Consider the following 15512-nt stretch of genomic DNA (forward strand, 5'->3'; position numbering starts at 1 on the left):
ATTTTATTGACAAAAATATTAGTTTTTGCTATCATACATCTAATTTAATAAAGAGAAGTAAAACGGTGTGTGATTTAAAAAAAACAAAATTAATAGATAAAATAAGTTCACTAGAACTATATAAATATTCAATATTTTTTAGAAATTATATAGAAAATGTAGCAGAAGATTGTCTCAAGAACGGGCTTGTTCTTGAGAGCGCTGACCACAATGTTAGCGAGCTTGAACTTGCTAGGTTAAAGGTCCAGCTTAAGAATGCCCTGCTTAATTGTATTATAAGCTACCGTTTTCACGGGATTGGCTATGTTTTAGTAAAAACCAAAGATACCCTAATAGATCTCGAACAACCCGTTAATATAGAATTACCTATTGGTTTTGAATACCTTGATTATGAATATGTAAGAGATTTGGGAGTTGATTTTGATCATATAACCTATAAAGTAAAATCCAACAATAAGAACAATTCTTTAGATGCAGTTAAAATACATAAAAGTCGACTTATTATATATGAAAACTTTGATTATATCTTAAAAAGATATGTTCCGTGTTATACCGAAAGCTTTTTGCTAGATATTTATTTATTTGAAAAGATATACGTTGAAATAGAAAGACGTATTGAAAACCACAATTTTTTGTTTTACAAAGATGAATCTTTAGTACAACTACAAGACGCACTTTCTAGTGCAACAACTTCTTTAAGTGCACTTACTCAGAGCAATAATGATAGGGGAAGTGGCATTTTATCTTCTTTTTTGAGAAAACAAAATACAAACAATCATAATAAAGATGTTTCTAATTTACGAAACCTTAATGATTCATTAGCACATGAGCTATCTAGGCTTAAAAGCAATCTAAATAATGAGGGAATGTTTTATACGGCTACTCCCAGTGCTAGTTTAGAGGTTATTAAATACGATCTTAGTTACTTAAAGGAGGCTTTAGCTTTGATTAAGGCAAAGATTGGTGCTGATACTAAAGAACCCTTAACTAGAAGTTTTAATGAACAGGCTAAAGGACTAGGAAATGATGGTAAAGGTGATAGGAGTAATTATTACGATTTTCTAAAAGGCGTACAAGAACAAGTTGAGAACTCTTGTAACTTAAAGCTTAAGAAGTATTTCGGGCTTGATATGAAGTTTAATTCTCTGATTATGTTAAGTGAAGAACAAAAGGTGGAAAGAGATATAAAGCTAATTGAGCTTTACAGTAAATATAGCCAGCTTATACAGAGTAGTGCATTTAATAATGAGGAGCTAGCGATTTTAAAAGAGAAATTATTCTCATTTTGAGAAAAGGAGTTAAAAAGTGATTGAGAAAGAAGAAAAAGAAAACTTGCAGGCACAAGATAAAGAGGAGCAGCAAAATAAGGCTGATACTAAAGTTATCAGTGCGCAGGAATTTGAAGAGTACCTGCGCTTTAAAGAACAAGCAACCAGTAAATCCAAAGAGACAAGTAGAGATTTAAGTATAAATGAGCGAATAACAAAAGAACTTGCAGAAGTTGAAGAGCGGGAGCGTGTTGAAAAGCAATTGTTACTAGAGGCTGAGCGAATTAATGAAATTGATACACTTGCAAAAGCACATCTTAGCAACCATTTCAATAAGGAAGTGTTACTTGCAAAGGGATACACACTGAAAGACATTATGCAAGCACAACGCAGAGAACTTGTTCGCAAGTTTGTTCCAATTGAGCAAATTAAAGCTATTGCTAAAGTGTCAGATATAAGTCATATCGATGGGGAGATACTAGAACAGCTTGTTTCTTTAGCAAAAGTGAACATTAAATTAAGAAAAAATGCGAGTAGCAATTCTTCTTCTGTTGACGCTATTAAGGGCAATATTGTTGCCAAATCAGAAGAAAGAGCAAGTTTACTTGATTCTAATTTTGTGCCAATTAATTTTACAGAATTTGTACAAGCAATAAGTAATACATACAAGCAAAGACGAATTCAATTTTATGAAAATCTAAAAAGACATAAAAGAACAAGTATTGCTTAAAGGAGTTTTTAATGAGTGATATAACGAAAATCAAACAAGAGTTTGATAAAAAAGTTGCAGAAATTAAAGCATTAATGAAAAATCCCCAACAAGACGCGGGGCTGCTTAGTAATTCTATTGATTTTAGAGACCAAAATCTAATTTTTTCTAATTCTGGTGGAGTGTCTACTAGCAGTAAGGACAAAATAGAAAATTACCCCGTTAAAGGGTATCCGTATAAGCGAGGAGTAAAACTTAGTTTTGGTGATGGAACAACAGAGCTAGAAGTTGAGGCTGGTGGTGGAGATGATTTATATGGAGTGTGCTCCGATATAGATGAATTTAGCGGTATGGCAACTGTTATACCAATTACAAATAACTTTACTGGATATTTAACACTAAAGAAAGATGGACAAAATAGTGTAAATCCAGGAGATAAACTGAACTTTAACCAACATGGAGAACTTGAAAAGGCCACTGGGGGTCAAAAAACCGTCAATGCAATAGCACTATCAAAAGCACATAAATTGACAGAAGATTTATTTATAGTGCTTGCCAGTGTATTTGGGAATAGAGCGATTAAAGGGTAATTAAATTATGGCTTTAAAAGGTAACGAGCAAGTTGAAAATCTTGACGCTGTTGATAACCTGCAGTTAGGTTTAGAGGCACAGGTTTCCGCTGCTCCTAGGGCTAAACGGCAAGCAAGACAAGCTGAGGATGCACAAGCAAAAGACCCATATTTGGAGTCAATTGACGAACTCGATGATATTCTTTTGAAATTCAAGAAATATGTAAAATCTATGAGCTCAATTGAAAATAAGGTTTTTAGCAGTTCAAGTAGCTGTTTTAAATCTAAAAATGAGCGAGTTGATGCATATTCATTTTCATGTTCAAGCTATACAGACAAAATAGAAGAATACCTTTACGATCCAAAAAGCAGTTTTCCATACAAGCGTGGGGTTAAACTTGTTCCAAAAGAGAACTCTATATATGTAGAAGTTGGAGCTGATACTGATATGTATGGGATATGTGTAGATGTATGTGAGTTTAGTTGTACCGCGTATGTATTGCCAATTACTAACAATTTTGAAGGGTACCTTGTTACAAGGAATCCAAGTATAAAAATAGGAGAAATACTAGACATAAATAATAACGGGGTTATTATCAAGGCTGGAGGTGGGCCACCAACCGCAATTAACATATATGCTTTATCTGATTCATTTACAATCAATTTTGTGCCTGAGAATTATATGGCACAAGACCAAGCTAGATATCCTAGGCAAGAGTATTCTATTAATTTGATAAAAGTTGCAATTTTTGGCAATAGAAGCCTTGAGAAAATAGTAATTCCTGATGGCGGTTAAATCTTAAGCGAATAAAAGGAGGTAAATAAATGGGAGATACAACGCAATTAGTAAAAGAGTATCAAGAGAAGAGAAGTAAACTCGAAAAGTTTATGAAAAATCCCCAACATGACGCTAGTTTGCTTAGCAATTCTAATGAATTTAGAGACAAAAACGTACAATTTTTTGCTTCTGGAGGCACTAGAACTAGTAGGTTTGATAAATTAGAAAATCATCCATTTTTGGGGTATCCGTACAAGCGTGGAGTGAAAAGAGTTATTCAAGAGGCGCAAGATAATCAAAATCATTATGAACCACATGTTGAGGCTGGTGGTGGTGAAGACTTGTATGGAATCTGTATTGATATAGATGAATTTAGTAAAACAGCTACTATTGTACCAATTACAAATAATTTTGAGGGCTACTTAGTAGCAAAAGACGCTACGGTTAAAACAAAAGACAAACTTGTTTTTAATAAAGACGGCGCTCTTGAAAAGGTTACTGGAGCACCAAATAAAGCAACTATTAATGCAACAGCATTATCTGATGCAAAGCAAATTAGCAATGAAGTTTATTTAGTAAAAGTAGCTGTATTTGGAAATAAAGCTATGAGTAGAAATTAATAATATTTAGGAGGATTTAATATGGAATTATTTGATGAAAATTATTATGCAAAAGCCGTGGCAAATATCATAGGAGAAGTTAAAGATCCTATTATGTATAAATGGTTTTCGCCGGATCAAATTGAAGATGTTGATCTACAAATGGGATATCAAAAAACCGTAAAATGGGACGCGTTTCTAAATGCTAATCCTACAACAATTGCCAATGAGGTTAATACTATCTCAACTATTGGTTTTAGTTCTGAGGTGGTAAGACTTAATTATTTAAAATTACAGTATAAATTCAGACATTTAAAACAAGCTTCTGAGAAATTTTATACTTCAGACTCATATATTGGGGACATTAATAATAATTTACTTCCTTTTGCACAAGCTTATAAGCTTGCAAGTAGTGAAATTATTAAGCTTATCAATCACTTTGTACTAACAGGTACTGTTTCGATTCAAAAAGATGGGAAAAATCAAAAACGTCTACTTCCGAATATGTATGGACTACTTAATATGCCGGAGCAGATAAAAGAAGAAGTTGCTAGTGGTGATAAAGATAAAATGGATAAAATCTTTGAAAAGATTGAACAGGGACTTTCAAAGTTAGAACTAGGAGACGAATTTTCCACACCTATGATGGTAATAGTTGATCCCGCAACTTCACTTAAACTTGTAAAACCATACGCAGCAGCACAGGGTGTAGCAAGTAGCAGTGAAAAATGGGAAGATGTTTTGATTCAAACTATTAAGGCTATTAATAATAGAGAAGATGTTTATATTGAGACTTCAAACTTGCTAAAACATAAAATACTCATTTATCCACTAAATTCAGAACTTATTAAATTCAAACCTAGTAAGTATATGCTACCTACACCAAATGAACAAGTTGACAAAGACTCAACTGATATTGCTCATTCATACATTGATTTTGTTTTGGGCGGTCTACTTGCTACTAGAAAAACTATTTTGCAAGTTAACATAAAGCAAAGTTAAAAGTATCCGGTAAGTGAAAATGAGTGAACAAGAAAACTTACAAGCACAAGCCGAGGGAGAAGAAGAACTTTTAGTAACAAAACTCCATTCAGAAGTGTTATTGCTATTAGGGATAGACCAATTTGCACTAAGCAAGCAAAATTTTCTACTTCATTTATCCCTACTTCAAGCTATTCTAGTAACACGTGGTATTGATGCTAGTTCACTGACATATGAACAAATATTTTTACTTACTTTCTACCACATGGGTTGTCAATTAAGAAAGCAAGGGGTAGTTCGAGAATTTGAATTTGATAGGATCAAAAAAGAAAAATTCAATGAACTTGAACTTGATTATTATCCTAGCAGTAGTGGGAGCGAAGAAGGTGGTGAGGGGGGCTGTGGATCAAATAAGAATTTTTGTTCACAACTCGATGCATTTTTAGAAAAACTAAAAAGAGAAACTTCAACGCCATCTTGTGTGGGGGTTGTCTAATGAATGGTGTTAGAAAAAGACTTTCAGATATGTCTTTCCGTATGATCAACGTATTTAAGGATCCTAAACCTCTAAAGTTTTATAAAGGCACTGTTGTAAAGCTTGAGAATGACTCCTCTTATCAGCGAGTATTTGATAAAAATAAGTACACTGAATTTGCAGGAGTTATTATTGACATAAGGCCACAAGAACTTGCAATGCTTTATGATTCTGATATGTCTGATATTCAAGGGTATTCTAAACTTTACACATATCAAGACCTTAACTTTGAGCTTAAAGACCGAATATCAATTGCAGATTTAGTTTACTTTGAAATATTTAGTATTGACTCTTCAATCGGATATTTTACTTTGGTTTTAAAGGAATTTATATGGACAAGCTAGAATTTAAAATGGAATTGGAAATTGGGTGGTTTGGTGGTCGTGCAGGAATTGCTAGAATGCATGAAAAAGGGAGCAGCAATTTACCAGCAAGAAAACATTTAACCAAAATTGCTAGTAGTTCTGAGTTTAGAGAATATATCAATAATAGCTATATAAATTCTAAGTTTAATCTTGACCCTAAATCGGGAATGGAGGCTATTGGACAAGCTTTTATAAGGTACTATGAAAATTATCTATTATCAGCACAAGTCACTCCAGCCTTAAAGGCTAATACAATTAAAAGCAAGCATAAAAGAGGGAGTAACACTGCAGCAATTCCACTTGTTGATACAGCCAAAATGTTATCAGAGATTACTTATAAGGTAACACTTGAATGATTTTAACTTTAGATATGGTATTAAATCATTTAACCCAAATATTTAAGGGTTTTAAGGCGTATGCAACTGAAAATAATTTTGAGTGCGATATCATAAATACTTACAATCACCCGTACCTTTCAAAAATCACAGCTGCTAGCTCAAATATAATAGCATTGAAATTTGATGGTACAGAACATCTATTTGATCATAATTCTAGAGCCGGTGCATTTTATGAAAATGCTTTGGAATTTAGTATAAATTTTCAAATATATATTATTGCGATAGTGTTAAACGCTCAAGATTTTGACGCTAATTCACGTATGTTAGTGCTTTATAGTATGCTTAGCAACTTTCTACACAATAGAGCCCATAAGTATACTTTAGAAAGTCAGTCTCAACCCGAATATATTAGAAAAATTAACCTTTACATTTATCCAATATCTAACATGCAAACAGTTGGGCTTATTAATTTAGGCACAAAATATAGCAATCATGCATACAGTGCATCTGTAGCATTCAATGCTAGTGTAAAAGCAATTGAAATTTTAAAGGAGGAATACAAAATTGCCGCAAGATACAATTAGTGTAAGTTTGCTTGATTCTAGGATTCAGACTAGCAGGCCCAATTATTACAATCCACTTTTGGTTTACAAAACAGCTAAAATCAAAGTTAATAAAGATGCTGCCAACTTTATAACATTGAATTTAACCGTTAATAATTATGAAAAACAAATTGAAACTTTGGAAAAAGACAATGGAAATGGACAAGATCAGTTTGGAAAAGAAAAAACACTGTTAAAAACTGCAATGTCAAATTTTTTCAATTCAAGCGAAGAATCATTAAAATCAACCGATCTTTTCATTTATAAGGATAAGCCTGAAGAGCTAAAAAATTATCTTAAAATACATAGGCACACTTTTGTTGTACTTATTAATACAGAGGGAGATGCATCGGATGATGGACTTAAAATTTACAAAGATGACTATAATAAATTCAAAATGCCTTCAACTTTTTTTGTATTCTCAACTAAAGAACAAGAAATAAAAGAACTATTTAAAGATAAAGGTAATACTGAAAAAGAAAGAAATATTGCTATTTACAGCAATAATAAAGACAATTTACACCTTAAATTTATAAGCCAATATTTACATCAAGCAAGCATTTTCCATGCTGTAAATCCTTATGGTATGCCACTGGCTGCTACACCGCTTGTTGACGACACTGTAATTGGAAAGTTACGAACTGCAAAAATTAACTTTTATTCACTTCTTAATGAAACTGGTCTTGATGGTATGCCTGCTTTTAAAGAGGGGGTTGATCTTGCTGGAAGTTCAATAGATGAGCTTTTCACTTATCATTACATAAAAAATGAAGCAATTATTGAGCTTATCAGAATTTGGAACAAAAATAATAGACAAAACAGCAAATTATCTGCACTACAGCTTAGTGGAGCTAGAGACAATGCTTATACTTCAGCAATTGAATGCCTACTTAAACGGTTTATTGATAGAGGGCTTATAATAGAGTACAAAAATTTAAGACTTACTCTTTCTCCTACACCACAACTTAAATTAGAACTTAGTGTGAATATTACTTATAACTTTAGCATTAATGCTGTTGCTTTAGTAATTACTACTCAAGATATTGTTGATTATCAAAATAGTTTAAGCGTATAAGGAGTGTAAAATTATGCAATTTTATGATTTAAGAGAAGTTTTTTTTTCAATTGGTGGCACACAGCTACATAGTGGCAAGCTAGAGCTTACAAGCGAACCTACAACAAGAGCAGTGATTAGTAGTGAGGATAAAGGTATGCCTGTAATAAGCTTAAGAGATCCCAAAACGATAACTTATGTTTTTAACATTGAAGTAACACTAGGTAGTCATGACTATAGATTGTTAACTGAACTTTCTGATGAACAGTTTCACAACATGGACGTGAGAAAAGAGGATAAAATGCTTGATTTAGCATTCAATGATAGAATTGCTACTAAAATTATTTCTAACTATGCAATTTTTACTGAAGAGCCTTCAAGAAGTTATTCTGCAGAAGCTGAAAAAGTATCTTTTGAAATTAGGGCTATTAATTGTCAAAAAACCCACCCAAACAAATCTTAAAAGGAGAGTCTTATTATGATAATGAGATATAAAATGAAAATTTTAACTAAAAATAAAACTTATGAATATCCCCTAAAAGTATTACCGGTCTATGAATGGGATAGTGTACTGGGATTTAATCAAAGCGACGCTATTTTAAAGCTTAATGAGGTTAAATACTTAAGGCAAATCACAAGCTTAATGATAAGTCCAACATTTTTAGACGAATTCTATCTGATTTTGGATCAAAATAGAGAATTTATTTCCTATTATAAGGACTATCTTGTTGCAATAATTTACACTGCACAATTTAATACTTTTCATTTAGACAATGATCTAAAAAAACCCGCTTTAGTATATTTAAGTGAGTATGAAAATAATGTTGGTGATTTTGTTACTTTTGATTATATCAATGAAAATTTTGATTATGAAAAAGTAGCCACTTCGCTTTCATCAATTACATCAAATTCTAATGAACTGGTTGCTAAATGAGCAAAAGAAATAAAGACATTGATAAAGCTATTGCAAGTATTAATGAGACTAGAAAAAAGTATTTTAACTTGCTTGACGAGATAAGAAACGATAAATATTATTTTCCAGTAATTATGAATATTTGCTCATACGATTCGGTTAAAAAATTGCCTTATGACGAGCTTTTAGAGGTCAATAGACTTGCTGAGATTAAATTAGAAAAAGAATTGTATGAGTTAATTTTAAGCAAGTGAGGGCTTAGTGAGCGACAAATTCACCATTAAATTTAAAGGGATTCTTGATCATGCAGCAACAAAAAAGGCTATTGAACAAGATATTTCCAAAATGGAAAAATATCTTAAACCTAAAAAATCTAGTTTGGGGGGGAGTACTAAAGATATTGTAAAAAATAATTTGTCGGACAAGAAAAAAGAACTTAACGGACAATCTAAATTTGAAAGCTTAAGAGAGCGTGTTGAGAAATACAGACTTACACAAACTAAAAAGGCTATCGAACAAGATATTTCCAAAATGGAAAAATATCTTAAACCTAAAAAATCTAGTTTGGGGGGTACTAAAGATATTGTAAAAAATAATTTGTCGGACAAGAAAAAAGAACTTAACGGACAATCTAAATTTGAAAGCTTAAGAGAGCGTGTTGAGAAATACAGACTTACACAAACTAAAAAGGCTATCGAACAAGATATTTCCAAAATGGAAAAATATCTTAAACCTAAAAAATCTAGTTTGGGGAGTACTAAAGATATTGTAAAAAATAATTTGTCGGACAAGAAAAAAGAACTTAACGGACAATCTAAATTTGAAAGCTTAAGAGAGCGTGTTGAGAAATACAGACTTACACAAACTAAAAAGCTTATGAAACAGGGCATGGGGTTTGAGAAAGCTAGAAAAGAGGCTTTTAAAAGATCTTTAATGTCTGATAGAGACAAAAGGTGCCTTGAGTATAAAGAACTTGCAAAGGGATCAAAAGCAAAAAGTAAAATGCTAGCAGCCTCTCAAGGAAAAGGACTTGTTGCCAAAATTGCAATAGGTAGTGCTCTTGGAAATGTCATTGGCAATGCTATAAGTAAAGTCGGCGGTGGGTTTTTTGGATTTATTACAGGATTTATTAAAAAATCAGTTGAAGCAGTTTCTAAAAAAGAAAAAGCTCAAAAACTCAATACCGCATTTTATACAACACAACAACGAAAAATACTTATGGGGGATGAAGAAGAAAATATTAAGGGTATTTTTCACGGCAAGAAAGGATTTGAGCGTGACTTAGAAAAAGAAGAATTTTTGCGTCATTTTACTCTAGTCAAGGGCACTCTAACAGAAATGAATAAGTTAAATGGAACTAATTTAGAAAATACGGGAAATTTTATGGCCGAGCTTGTATCTAGCGGTCAGGCAAGCATGCAAGAGGCTGCAGCGGCTATTGATGATTATCTTAGAGAAAATGGAGACATGCTTTATAAGATTATGGTAGGCAAAAAAGTCGGCTGGAAATATACACAAGCGGCCAAAGATAACTTTCAAAAAACCGTTATACACAAAGATTTTGGATTTAGACTTACTGAATTACAAAAAGTGGCTGCGGATTTCCATTCTTTTAAACTTACTGAATTTGCCGGGGAAAAGGAAAAGATTGATAGCAATATGATCAAACTTGAACAATCCCTTATGGATGTGACCACTACGGGTATGCAGCCAGTGCTTGAAGGCGCTTCAAGACTCATTGACTGGGTCCAGTCAATGATCAATACATATAATAAAGAAGGCTTTACTGGAATTATAAGCAACATAGTTTCAGCCATTATGGATCCTATACTTCAGCCATTTAAAAATTTAATTAATATGTTTGTTAATAACCCGGTTGTGCAAAAAATAGCATATTGGTTGGGAAAACGTTGATTGAGAAAAATTAGATAAAAAGGGAATTCTTATGAAAATTAACAAAAAAATTGCTATCAATAATAATCTTGAAAATAAAAAAATTAAGGAAAAAATCAATGATATTGAAAAGAAAGAAATCAGAGAGATTACTCGAATAATAAGAGATGTAATAACCCAAATATTTGCTCTTTTTGGCGCAGATAACTTTTTGGTGTTATTTCCAAGAATGGATCTAAAAGGGTTTGGATATGTTCCTCAATTGTTTTTTATAAAACCAAAAAACGAACTCATAACACGCACTTACAATACCAGTTGTTCTAAAAGACCGGTTATCAATTATTATGATAGAAAAGCGGAATATGTCAGCTACAATCCAGTAATGACTGGTGAACATATATCATTAAACGGGGGAATACTCACATCCTTATATAAGGATATGCTTTCTCTACTCAAAATGACTGTTTTTGGCAACACTCTACTAAGTTTTGACGCTCATCTTGCAAAAGAACAACTAGCCAATAGAATACAAGCGCAAGTTCCTTTTAGTATCTACAGTCCAACTTTTGGCCTAAAAGAATTAGCTGTAATTACGAGCCTTTCGTTTAAAGACACTCCTTTCATTGATGAGGTTGAAGTTAGCCTATCAATGCAAATAGTGAAAACATTTGCATTGGAAAAATATAAAGGATAAAAAATGTTGCTACTACATTATGATTTTAAAATTGAATTTTACAATGTAGATACATCAAAAAAATCAATTGATGGAACTCCTTTTCCAAAAGAAATTCCTAAAATTATAATCAATACACAAGATGGAATTCATGTTGATATTTCTATATCTAATAGGTTTTCATCAGAATTAAATACTATAAGTTCCAAACAAGCAAAAATTGTACTTTGGAACTTACCCCTAAATTTCACCGACGACATTAAAGAAGGAGATATAGTAAAAATATATTATAAGAAATTTGCTTATGAAAAAAATTTTGATTTCATAATGGCAGGCACTTTAGAACCCCCTATGAGTACTGATTATCCCGGTGGGGATTTTGGTGTGGAACTCGAAGTTCGTCTATTAACTAAAAGCAATTTCTTTAATCGAGAATTAGAGAACAAAAACTTCAAGGGTAAGACAGTACAAGAAGCAATAGAATCTGTATTTCCCAATCGCAATATTATTAATATAGACAAAGAAGATCGTCTTAAAATCATTGACAAAAATTTTTATGCCCCAACACCAAAAGAGTTTATTGAAAAAATAAAAGAAGGAAACTACGTTAATAACATAATAATTGATGTTGGCTATCACAATTTGGAAATTGAATGCAATTTTATATTTACTAATTACAAACAAAAGGGTAAAAATATTCAATACGAGGCATTAGAAGATTATGGCCTTGAATTTATACCACAACAAGAAATTGATATCGATCCTGAATTCAAGATAAGGCGTATATATTGGAACGCTCAAATATTTTTCACACATAAGCTAAGAGTTGGTGATAAAGTTTCTTTTAGGGATGGGTTAGGAAAAGTTGTCAAAAACACTATATTAGAAACAAGTGCAAGACTTAGTAACACAGGGGATTGTTCATTAACACTTAAGTTATATGACGCCTCTAATTTTGCACCGATGCCTGCGTAATAAAGGAGTTAGAATGGATATTGACTATGCAATTTACAGAATGGGCCAGCGTATTTATGGAAATACATTGACACAAGAGGACGTTAAAAATTGGATTTATTCAAACATTTTTATAATTAAAATTGGTACTGTAAAGGATTTTAATCAACAAACTCAAGAAGCCGTAGTTACAATACCCGAATTTGAAGATTTAGAGATTCACACAAAAAATATCTCTAATATCAGTTTAGAACTATCAAAAGGTGATTGCGTTCTACTACTTCAATCAAGCGTTAATATTTTTGATAAAAATGACGATATTCACTTTGACAAACATCATTTTTATATACTTAGTGCAATTAGCCCAAAGACTTTAAATCTAATTTCTGATACTGTTAAAATTAAAGCAAACAATAACATTGAAATAGCTAACCAAACAACTAGCTTAAAAACAATTCTCAAGAGCATTGTGAGTGCTATCAATGGTATAAAAATTATAGGGGACTCAGTAATTGACGAATCAAGCTTAAAAATAGCAACCGCTCAAATTAATTCTGATATTAATAGTTTGTTTAAGTAATTTTTGCTAAATATGGTATAATTACTAGTATGGATTTAAGATTAGGCAATAATTTTGAATTAGTATTTAATAACGATTTATCACTTGTTGATGGAATTGAAGAACAAAAGCAAAAATTGTTTATATTTTTAAAAACCTTAAGGGGGAGTTTAAGCTATGCCCCTAATTGGGGACTGGACTACTTCTTACTTTTAAAACTGTTAAAAATCAATAATCTTCACGCTGTAAAAAATTATTTTCACGAAATATCTAAAGAACTTAACTTAGATTTAATAAACATTTCTACTATTATTCAAGACAACAAAGTGCATATATCCTTTTTTTTCTCAGGCGATGTTTTGAATATGGAGTTTAATTTATGAGTATTGTTTTTGATTCTGATTTTGGCATTCTAAAGCGTACAATTAAGGATATATTACGGGCCAAAAGAGAATACTTGCGAATAAATTATGGAATTAACATTGATGATAGTAATAGCTCGATTTACAACATTATTGCATCTTCTTTAGCATTAATTGAAGAAGAAATAATTAATGAGCTTAATCTCTTTTTTTCTAAAATGAAACCGGGTGGTACTTATTGGGCTGCTATTGAAGAACACATTTCTTCTAAAAGCACAACTTACAGTGCTGTTAGAAACGCTTTACTTAATCTTAATGGGGTAGAGCATACTAATATTAAAAGTTCCGCTGGAAAAGCCAATATATACCTAATTCTAAAAGAAGATTTGCTAGACGTTAGTAAAGCTAATATTAACAACCCCGAATTTAAAGCAAAACTTTGGGAAACATTATATCTAACAACGCCTAGTGGGACTTTACTTGAAGGAGATATAGAAATTGATGGACTCAATTCAACTGGACAACGCAAATCCTACAAAATATCGCTAGGAAAAAGAAAATATGTTTATCTGAAAGTAAAGTATAAACTTGACCTTAAAAACTATCTCTACTTAAACATAGACTCTCAAATTAGGGACATATATTCTAGGATTATTTCAAATAACTATTCTGATATGGGAATTAGCTTTGAATATCAAGACTTTTTTGCTCCAGTTAATGAAGTTAAAGGAATTAAGTCTATGGAAATAAGTGCTTGTATTAAAGATACAGACACTGAAAGTATTTCAAAAATTACTGATAGCGACTTTCAAACAAATAAAGATATCGCTATTAATGATGATACAATGCTACTTTTCAATACTACAGATAGATTGCTCATTGACATTGATAGTTAACAAACATGAAAATACCTAATTTTTTCAAAAATACCGAAATTCATAAACTTATACGCACAGAAACAGAATACGCACAAGCATTGCTTAATGAACTCAAATCTCTTAATTCCAACTTCATATCCATTAATGTAATAGAAAATATAAAATCAAGATATATTGCAATATGGATATCTCAAGTTTTATCTATCTTTTATGCAAAAACTCAAACTTTACAAAGCATTACAAGCAATATTAATAGTGTTATTTTTGCTTTACGTCATATTGGTACTGATGAGTCGTTTAGACTGATTTTCAAGGCCTTTTTAAATGTGGACATTGAAGTTACTACTCCTGAATCTGGGGTTATTGATATCTCTTTAAAAGGGGTAATAAAAACAAACTTTACTACATTTATTTCCCCTAGTACTAAGAAAGGAAAACGACTTAAAAAGATTCTAATTAGAGAAAAGAAACCGGGATATGCTGCATCTAAAAAGGCTTTAGTATTTAATTCGCTTCCTAAGGGCTATGATCATTCAATTTATGCTTTTATAAAGAGAATTATTCCTATTGGTAGAGTTCTCAAAATTAATAATAAAGATGGTAACAATATTATAACTTTTAACAACTAAGGAGGTTTTATGGCCGATTATCAAGATAAATTACTAATTGATGAAGAAGAAACGGTTCAAATAAAAGATTTAAATAAGGTTACGACCGTTAACAATACTGATCTTTTACTGCTTGATGATGGCGCTGCAAGCAGCAATGCTATCACCTTTAAAAACTTCTTAAAAACCGTTAATCACCAAACATTTAAAGGCGAAGAGCTGGGCTATTTTAAAGAGATAATTAAGTCTACAATCGCTACTGAACTTGCAGCTGATAAAGATTTTATAAAAAGCATTTACGATTTAATAGTTGACAAACTAATTGAGAATGATTCTGATAAACTTTCAAATCTTTTTAGTAAAATTAAATCTCGCCTTACAAATAGCATATCATCAGCCACTTTATCTAGAAGTGATGATCTTTTGATAATGTCATCAAGCACTATTCAAAAAACACCCGTTCCAAAACAATTGATTGGTGTACCATCAGATTTTCGGAGTTCTTATAGTTTTACTAGTGGTACCACAATTTATCCTAATGAATACCAAAATCACCGTGTAATCATTGATCTGGAGGACTATAATGATGTAACTCTCATTTTTTACAAATATAATGATGATAACCCCATTTATCTTGATTTCCAAGTTGATGTAGAATCCTTTGGTAAAAGTAAAACATTGAGTTTAAGGTATTCCGATGAAAATGAAAAAAACACGATTTATTCACGTGATAGTTCTAGTACTAGAAGAATAACTTTTAGCATTCCTTTGTATAAAGGATGGTATGTCCAAAAAAGAGCCTCCTCTTCAGGGAATCCCATCCCGGTTCTTTTAAAACTGTAAACTTTTTTAGCAAAAATTAAGGTTTTGGTAT

At 31.7% G+C, this 15512-nt stretch carries 22 protein-coding genes; all 22 read left to right on the forward strand.

What is annotated here, in order from left to right:
- Positions 1-65 precede the first annotated feature (65 nt).
- Genes BBIDN127_RS04365 through BBIDN127_RS04470 form a run of 22 tightly spaced genes read left to right on the forward strand, consistent with a single transcriptional unit; the run spans position 66 to position 15481 of the window.
- Entirely contained in the window at positions 66-1289 is a 1224-nt protein-coding gene (locus BBIDN127_RS04365) for a phage portal protein (RefSeq protein WP_014017439.1), read from the forward strand.
- Between the two features lie 16 nt (positions 1290-1305).
- Positions 1306-1998, forward strand: a complete 693-nt coding sequence (locus BBIDN127_RS04370; protein ID WP_014017440.1) for a DUF1357 family protein — start codon at positions 1306-1308, stop codon at positions 1996-1998.
- Between the two features lie 11 nt (positions 1999-2009).
- Positions 2010-2567: a DUF228 domain-containing protein gene (locus BBIDN127_RS04375; RefSeq protein ID WP_014017441.1), complete on the forward strand. Its 558-nt coding sequence runs from the start codon at positions 2010-2012 to the stop codon at positions 2565-2567.
- 7 nt (positions 2568-2574) lie between these two features.
- On the forward strand, positions 2575-3342 hold the full coding sequence (locus BBIDN127_RS04380) for a DUF228 domain-containing protein (RefSeq protein WP_014017442.1): 768 nt from the start codon (positions 2575-2577) through the stop codon (positions 3340-3342).
- Positions 3343-3371: 29 nt separating this feature from the next.
- Complete coding sequence (locus tag BBIDN127_RS04385; RefSeq protein WP_014017443.1) at positions 3372-3944, forward strand: DUF228 domain-containing protein; 573 nt, start codon at positions 3372-3374, stop codon at positions 3942-3944.
- 21 nt (positions 3945-3965) lie between these two features.
- Complete coding sequence (locus BBIDN127_RS04390) at positions 3966-4925, forward strand: hypothetical protein (protein WP_014017444.1); 960 nt, start codon at positions 3966-3968, stop codon at positions 4923-4925.
- 19 nt (positions 4926-4944) lie between these two features.
- Positions 4945-5400: a DUF3890 domain-containing protein gene (locus BBIDN127_RS04395; protein WP_044055005.1), complete on the forward strand. Its 456-nt coding sequence runs from the start codon at positions 4945-4947 to the stop codon at positions 5398-5400.
- Entirely contained in the window at positions 5400-5783 is a 384-nt protein-coding gene (locus BBIDN127_RS04400) for a DUF1506 family protein (RefSeq protein WP_014017446.1), read from the forward strand. The genes BBIDN127_RS04395 and BBIDN127_RS04400 overlap by 1 nt, the downstream gene beginning before the upstream one ends.
- A complete protein-coding gene (locus tag BBIDN127_RS04405; RefSeq protein ID WP_014017447.1) occupies positions 5771-6160 on the forward strand; it encodes a hypothetical protein in 390 nt (129 codons plus the stop codon). The genes BBIDN127_RS04400 and BBIDN127_RS04405 overlap by 13 nt, the downstream gene beginning before the upstream one ends.
- Positions 6157-6726: a DUF764 family protein gene (locus BBIDN127_RS04410; RefSeq protein ID WP_014017448.1), complete on the forward strand. Its 570-nt coding sequence runs from the start codon at positions 6157-6159 to the stop codon at positions 6724-6726. Before BBIDN127_RS04405 ends, BBIDN127_RS04410 begins: the two co-directional genes overlap by 4 nt.
- Positions 6707-7819, forward strand: coding sequence for a DUF787 family protein (locus tag BBIDN127_RS04415; protein WP_014017449.1), 1113 nt, complete (start codon positions 6707-6709; stop codon positions 7817-7819). The genes BBIDN127_RS04410 and BBIDN127_RS04415 overlap by 20 nt, the downstream gene beginning before the upstream one ends.
- Before the next feature lie 13 nt (positions 7820-7832).
- On the forward strand, positions 7833-8261 hold the full coding sequence (locus BBIDN127_RS04420; RefSeq protein WP_014017450.1) for a DUF1463 domain-containing protein: 429 nt from the start codon (positions 7833-7835) through the stop codon (positions 8259-8261).
- Positions 8262-8276: 15 nt separating this feature from the next.
- The gene (locus BBIDN127_RS04425) at positions 8277-8732 is read left to right on the forward strand and encodes a DUF1473 family protein (RefSeq protein WP_014017451.1); all 456 of its coding nucleotides are present in this window, start codon (positions 8277-8279) and stop codon (positions 8730-8732) included.
- Positions 8729-8965, forward strand: coding sequence for a DUF1322 family protein (locus BBIDN127_RS04430; protein WP_014017452.1), 237 nt, complete (start codon positions 8729-8731; stop codon positions 8963-8965). The genes BBIDN127_RS04425 and BBIDN127_RS04430 overlap by 4 nt, the downstream gene beginning before the upstream one ends.
- A gap of 7 nt (positions 8966-8972) precedes the next feature.
- Positions 8973-10625, forward strand: a complete 1653-nt coding sequence (locus tag BBIDN127_RS04435) for a DUF759 family protein (RefSeq protein WP_014017453.1) — start codon at positions 8973-8975, stop codon at positions 10623-10625.
- Positions 10626-10656: 31 nt separating this feature from the next.
- Entirely contained in the window at positions 10657-11298 is a 642-nt protein-coding gene (locus tag BBIDN127_RS04440; protein WP_014017454.1) for a DUF792 family protein, read from the forward strand.
- 3 nt (positions 11299-11301) lie between these two features.
- Entirely contained in the window at positions 11302-12252 is a 951-nt protein-coding gene (locus BBIDN127_RS04445) for a DUF693 family protein (protein ID WP_014017455.1), read from the forward strand.
- Positions 12253-12265: 13 nt separating this feature from the next.
- Complete coding sequence (locus tag BBIDN127_RS04450; protein WP_014017456.1) at positions 12266-12811, forward strand: DUF777 family protein; 546 nt, start codon at positions 12266-12268, stop codon at positions 12809-12811.
- 29 nt (positions 12812-12840) lie between these two features.
- Complete coding sequence (locus tag BBIDN127_RS04455; RefSeq protein ID WP_012665001.1) at positions 12841-13173, forward strand: DUF2634 domain-containing protein; 333 nt, start codon at positions 12841-12843, stop codon at positions 13171-13173.
- Positions 13170-14048 (forward strand): DUF276 domain-containing protein, encoded by an 879-nt coding sequence (locus tag BBIDN127_RS04460; protein ID WP_014017457.1) that lies wholly within the window; start codon positions 13170-13172, stop codon positions 14046-14048. The genes BBIDN127_RS04455 and BBIDN127_RS04460 overlap by 4 nt, the downstream gene beginning before the upstream one ends.
- A 5-nt stretch (positions 14049-14053) precedes the next feature.
- Positions 14054-14659, forward strand: coding sequence for a DUF735 family protein (locus BBIDN127_RS04465; RefSeq protein WP_014017458.1), 606 nt, complete (start codon positions 14054-14056; stop codon positions 14657-14659).
- A 9-nt stretch (positions 14660-14668) separates the two neighbouring features.
- Positions 14669-15481, forward strand: coding sequence for a DUF685 domain-containing protein (locus tag BBIDN127_RS04470; RefSeq protein ID WP_014017459.1), 813 nt, complete (start codon positions 14669-14671; stop codon positions 15479-15481).
- Positions 15482-15512 lie beyond the last annotated feature (31 nt).

This window comes from Borreliella bissettiae DN127 (genome assembly GCF_000222305.1).
Lineage (GTDB): Bacteria > Spirochaetota > Spirochaetia > Borreliales > Borreliaceae > Borreliella > Borreliella carolinensis.

Excerpts from the sequence above, each read along its gene's own strand:
- BBIDN127_RS04470 (WP_014017459.1), top strand. The coding sequence starts at position 14,669 with ATGGCCGATTATCAAGATAAATTACTAATTGATGAAGAAGAAACGGTT.
- BBIDN127_RS04385 (WP_014017443.1), top strand. The coding sequence starts at position 3,372 with ATGGGAGATACAACGCAATTAGTAAAAGAGTATCAAGAGAAGAGAAGT.
- BBIDN127_RS04405 (WP_014017447.1), top strand. The coding sequence starts at position 5,771 with ATGGACAAGCTAGAATTTAAAATGGAATTGGAAATTGGGTGGTTTGGT.
- BBIDN127_RS04390 (WP_014017444.1), top strand. The coding sequence starts at position 3,966 with ATGGAATTATTTGATGAAAATTATTATGCAAAAGCCGTGGCAAATATC.
- BBIDN127_RS04410 (WP_014017448.1), top strand. The coding sequence starts at position 6,157 with ATGATTTTAACTTTAGATATGGTATTAAATCATTTAACCCAAATATTT.
- BBIDN127_RS04400 (WP_014017446.1), top strand. The coding sequence starts at position 5,400 with ATGAATGGTGTTAGAAAAAGACTTTCAGATATGTCTTTCCGTATGATC.
- BBIDN127_RS04460 (WP_014017457.1), top strand. The coding sequence starts at position 13,170 with ATGAGTATTGTTTTTGATTCTGATTTTGGCATTCTAAAGCGTACAATT.
- BBIDN127_RS04420 (WP_014017450.1), top strand. The coding sequence starts at position 7,833 with ATGCAATTTTATGATTTAAGAGAAGTTTTTTTTTCAATTGGTGGCACA.
- BBIDN127_RS04375 (WP_014017441.1), top strand. The coding sequence starts at position 2,010 with ATGAGTGATATAACGAAAATCAAACAAGAGTTTGATAAAAAAGTTGCA.
- BBIDN127_RS04465 (WP_014017458.1), top strand. The coding sequence starts at position 14,054 with ATGAAAATACCTAATTTTTTCAAAAATACCGAAATTCATAAACTTATA.
- BBIDN127_RS04425 (WP_014017451.1), top strand. The coding sequence starts at position 8,277 with ATGATAATGAGATATAAAATGAAAATTTTAACTAAAAATAAAACTTAT.
- BBIDN127_RS04440 (WP_014017454.1), top strand. The coding sequence starts at position 10,657 with ATGAAAATTAACAAAAAAATTGCTATCAATAATAATCTTGAAAATAAA.
- BBIDN127_RS04380 (WP_014017442.1), top strand. The coding sequence starts at position 2,575 with ATGGCTTTAAAAGGTAACGAGCAAGTTGAAAATCTTGACGCTGTTGAT.
- BBIDN127_RS04455 (WP_012665001.1), top strand. The coding sequence starts at position 12,841 with ATGGATTTAAGATTAGGCAATAATTTTGAATTAGTATTTAATAACGAT.
- BBIDN127_RS04430 (WP_014017452.1), top strand. The coding sequence starts at position 8,729 with ATGAGCAAAAGAAATAAAGACATTGATAAAGCTATTGCAAGTATTAAT.
- BBIDN127_RS04450 (WP_014017456.1), top strand. The coding sequence starts at position 12,266 with ATGGATATTGACTATGCAATTTACAGAATGGGCCAGCGTATTTATGGA.
- BBIDN127_RS04445 (WP_014017455.1), top strand. The coding sequence starts at position 11,302 with ATGTTGCTACTACATTATGATTTTAAAATTGAATTTTACAATGTAGAT.
- BBIDN127_RS04395 (WP_044055005.1), top strand. The coding sequence starts at position 4,945 with ATGAGTGAACAAGAAAACTTACAAGCACAAGCCGAGGGAGAAGAAGAA.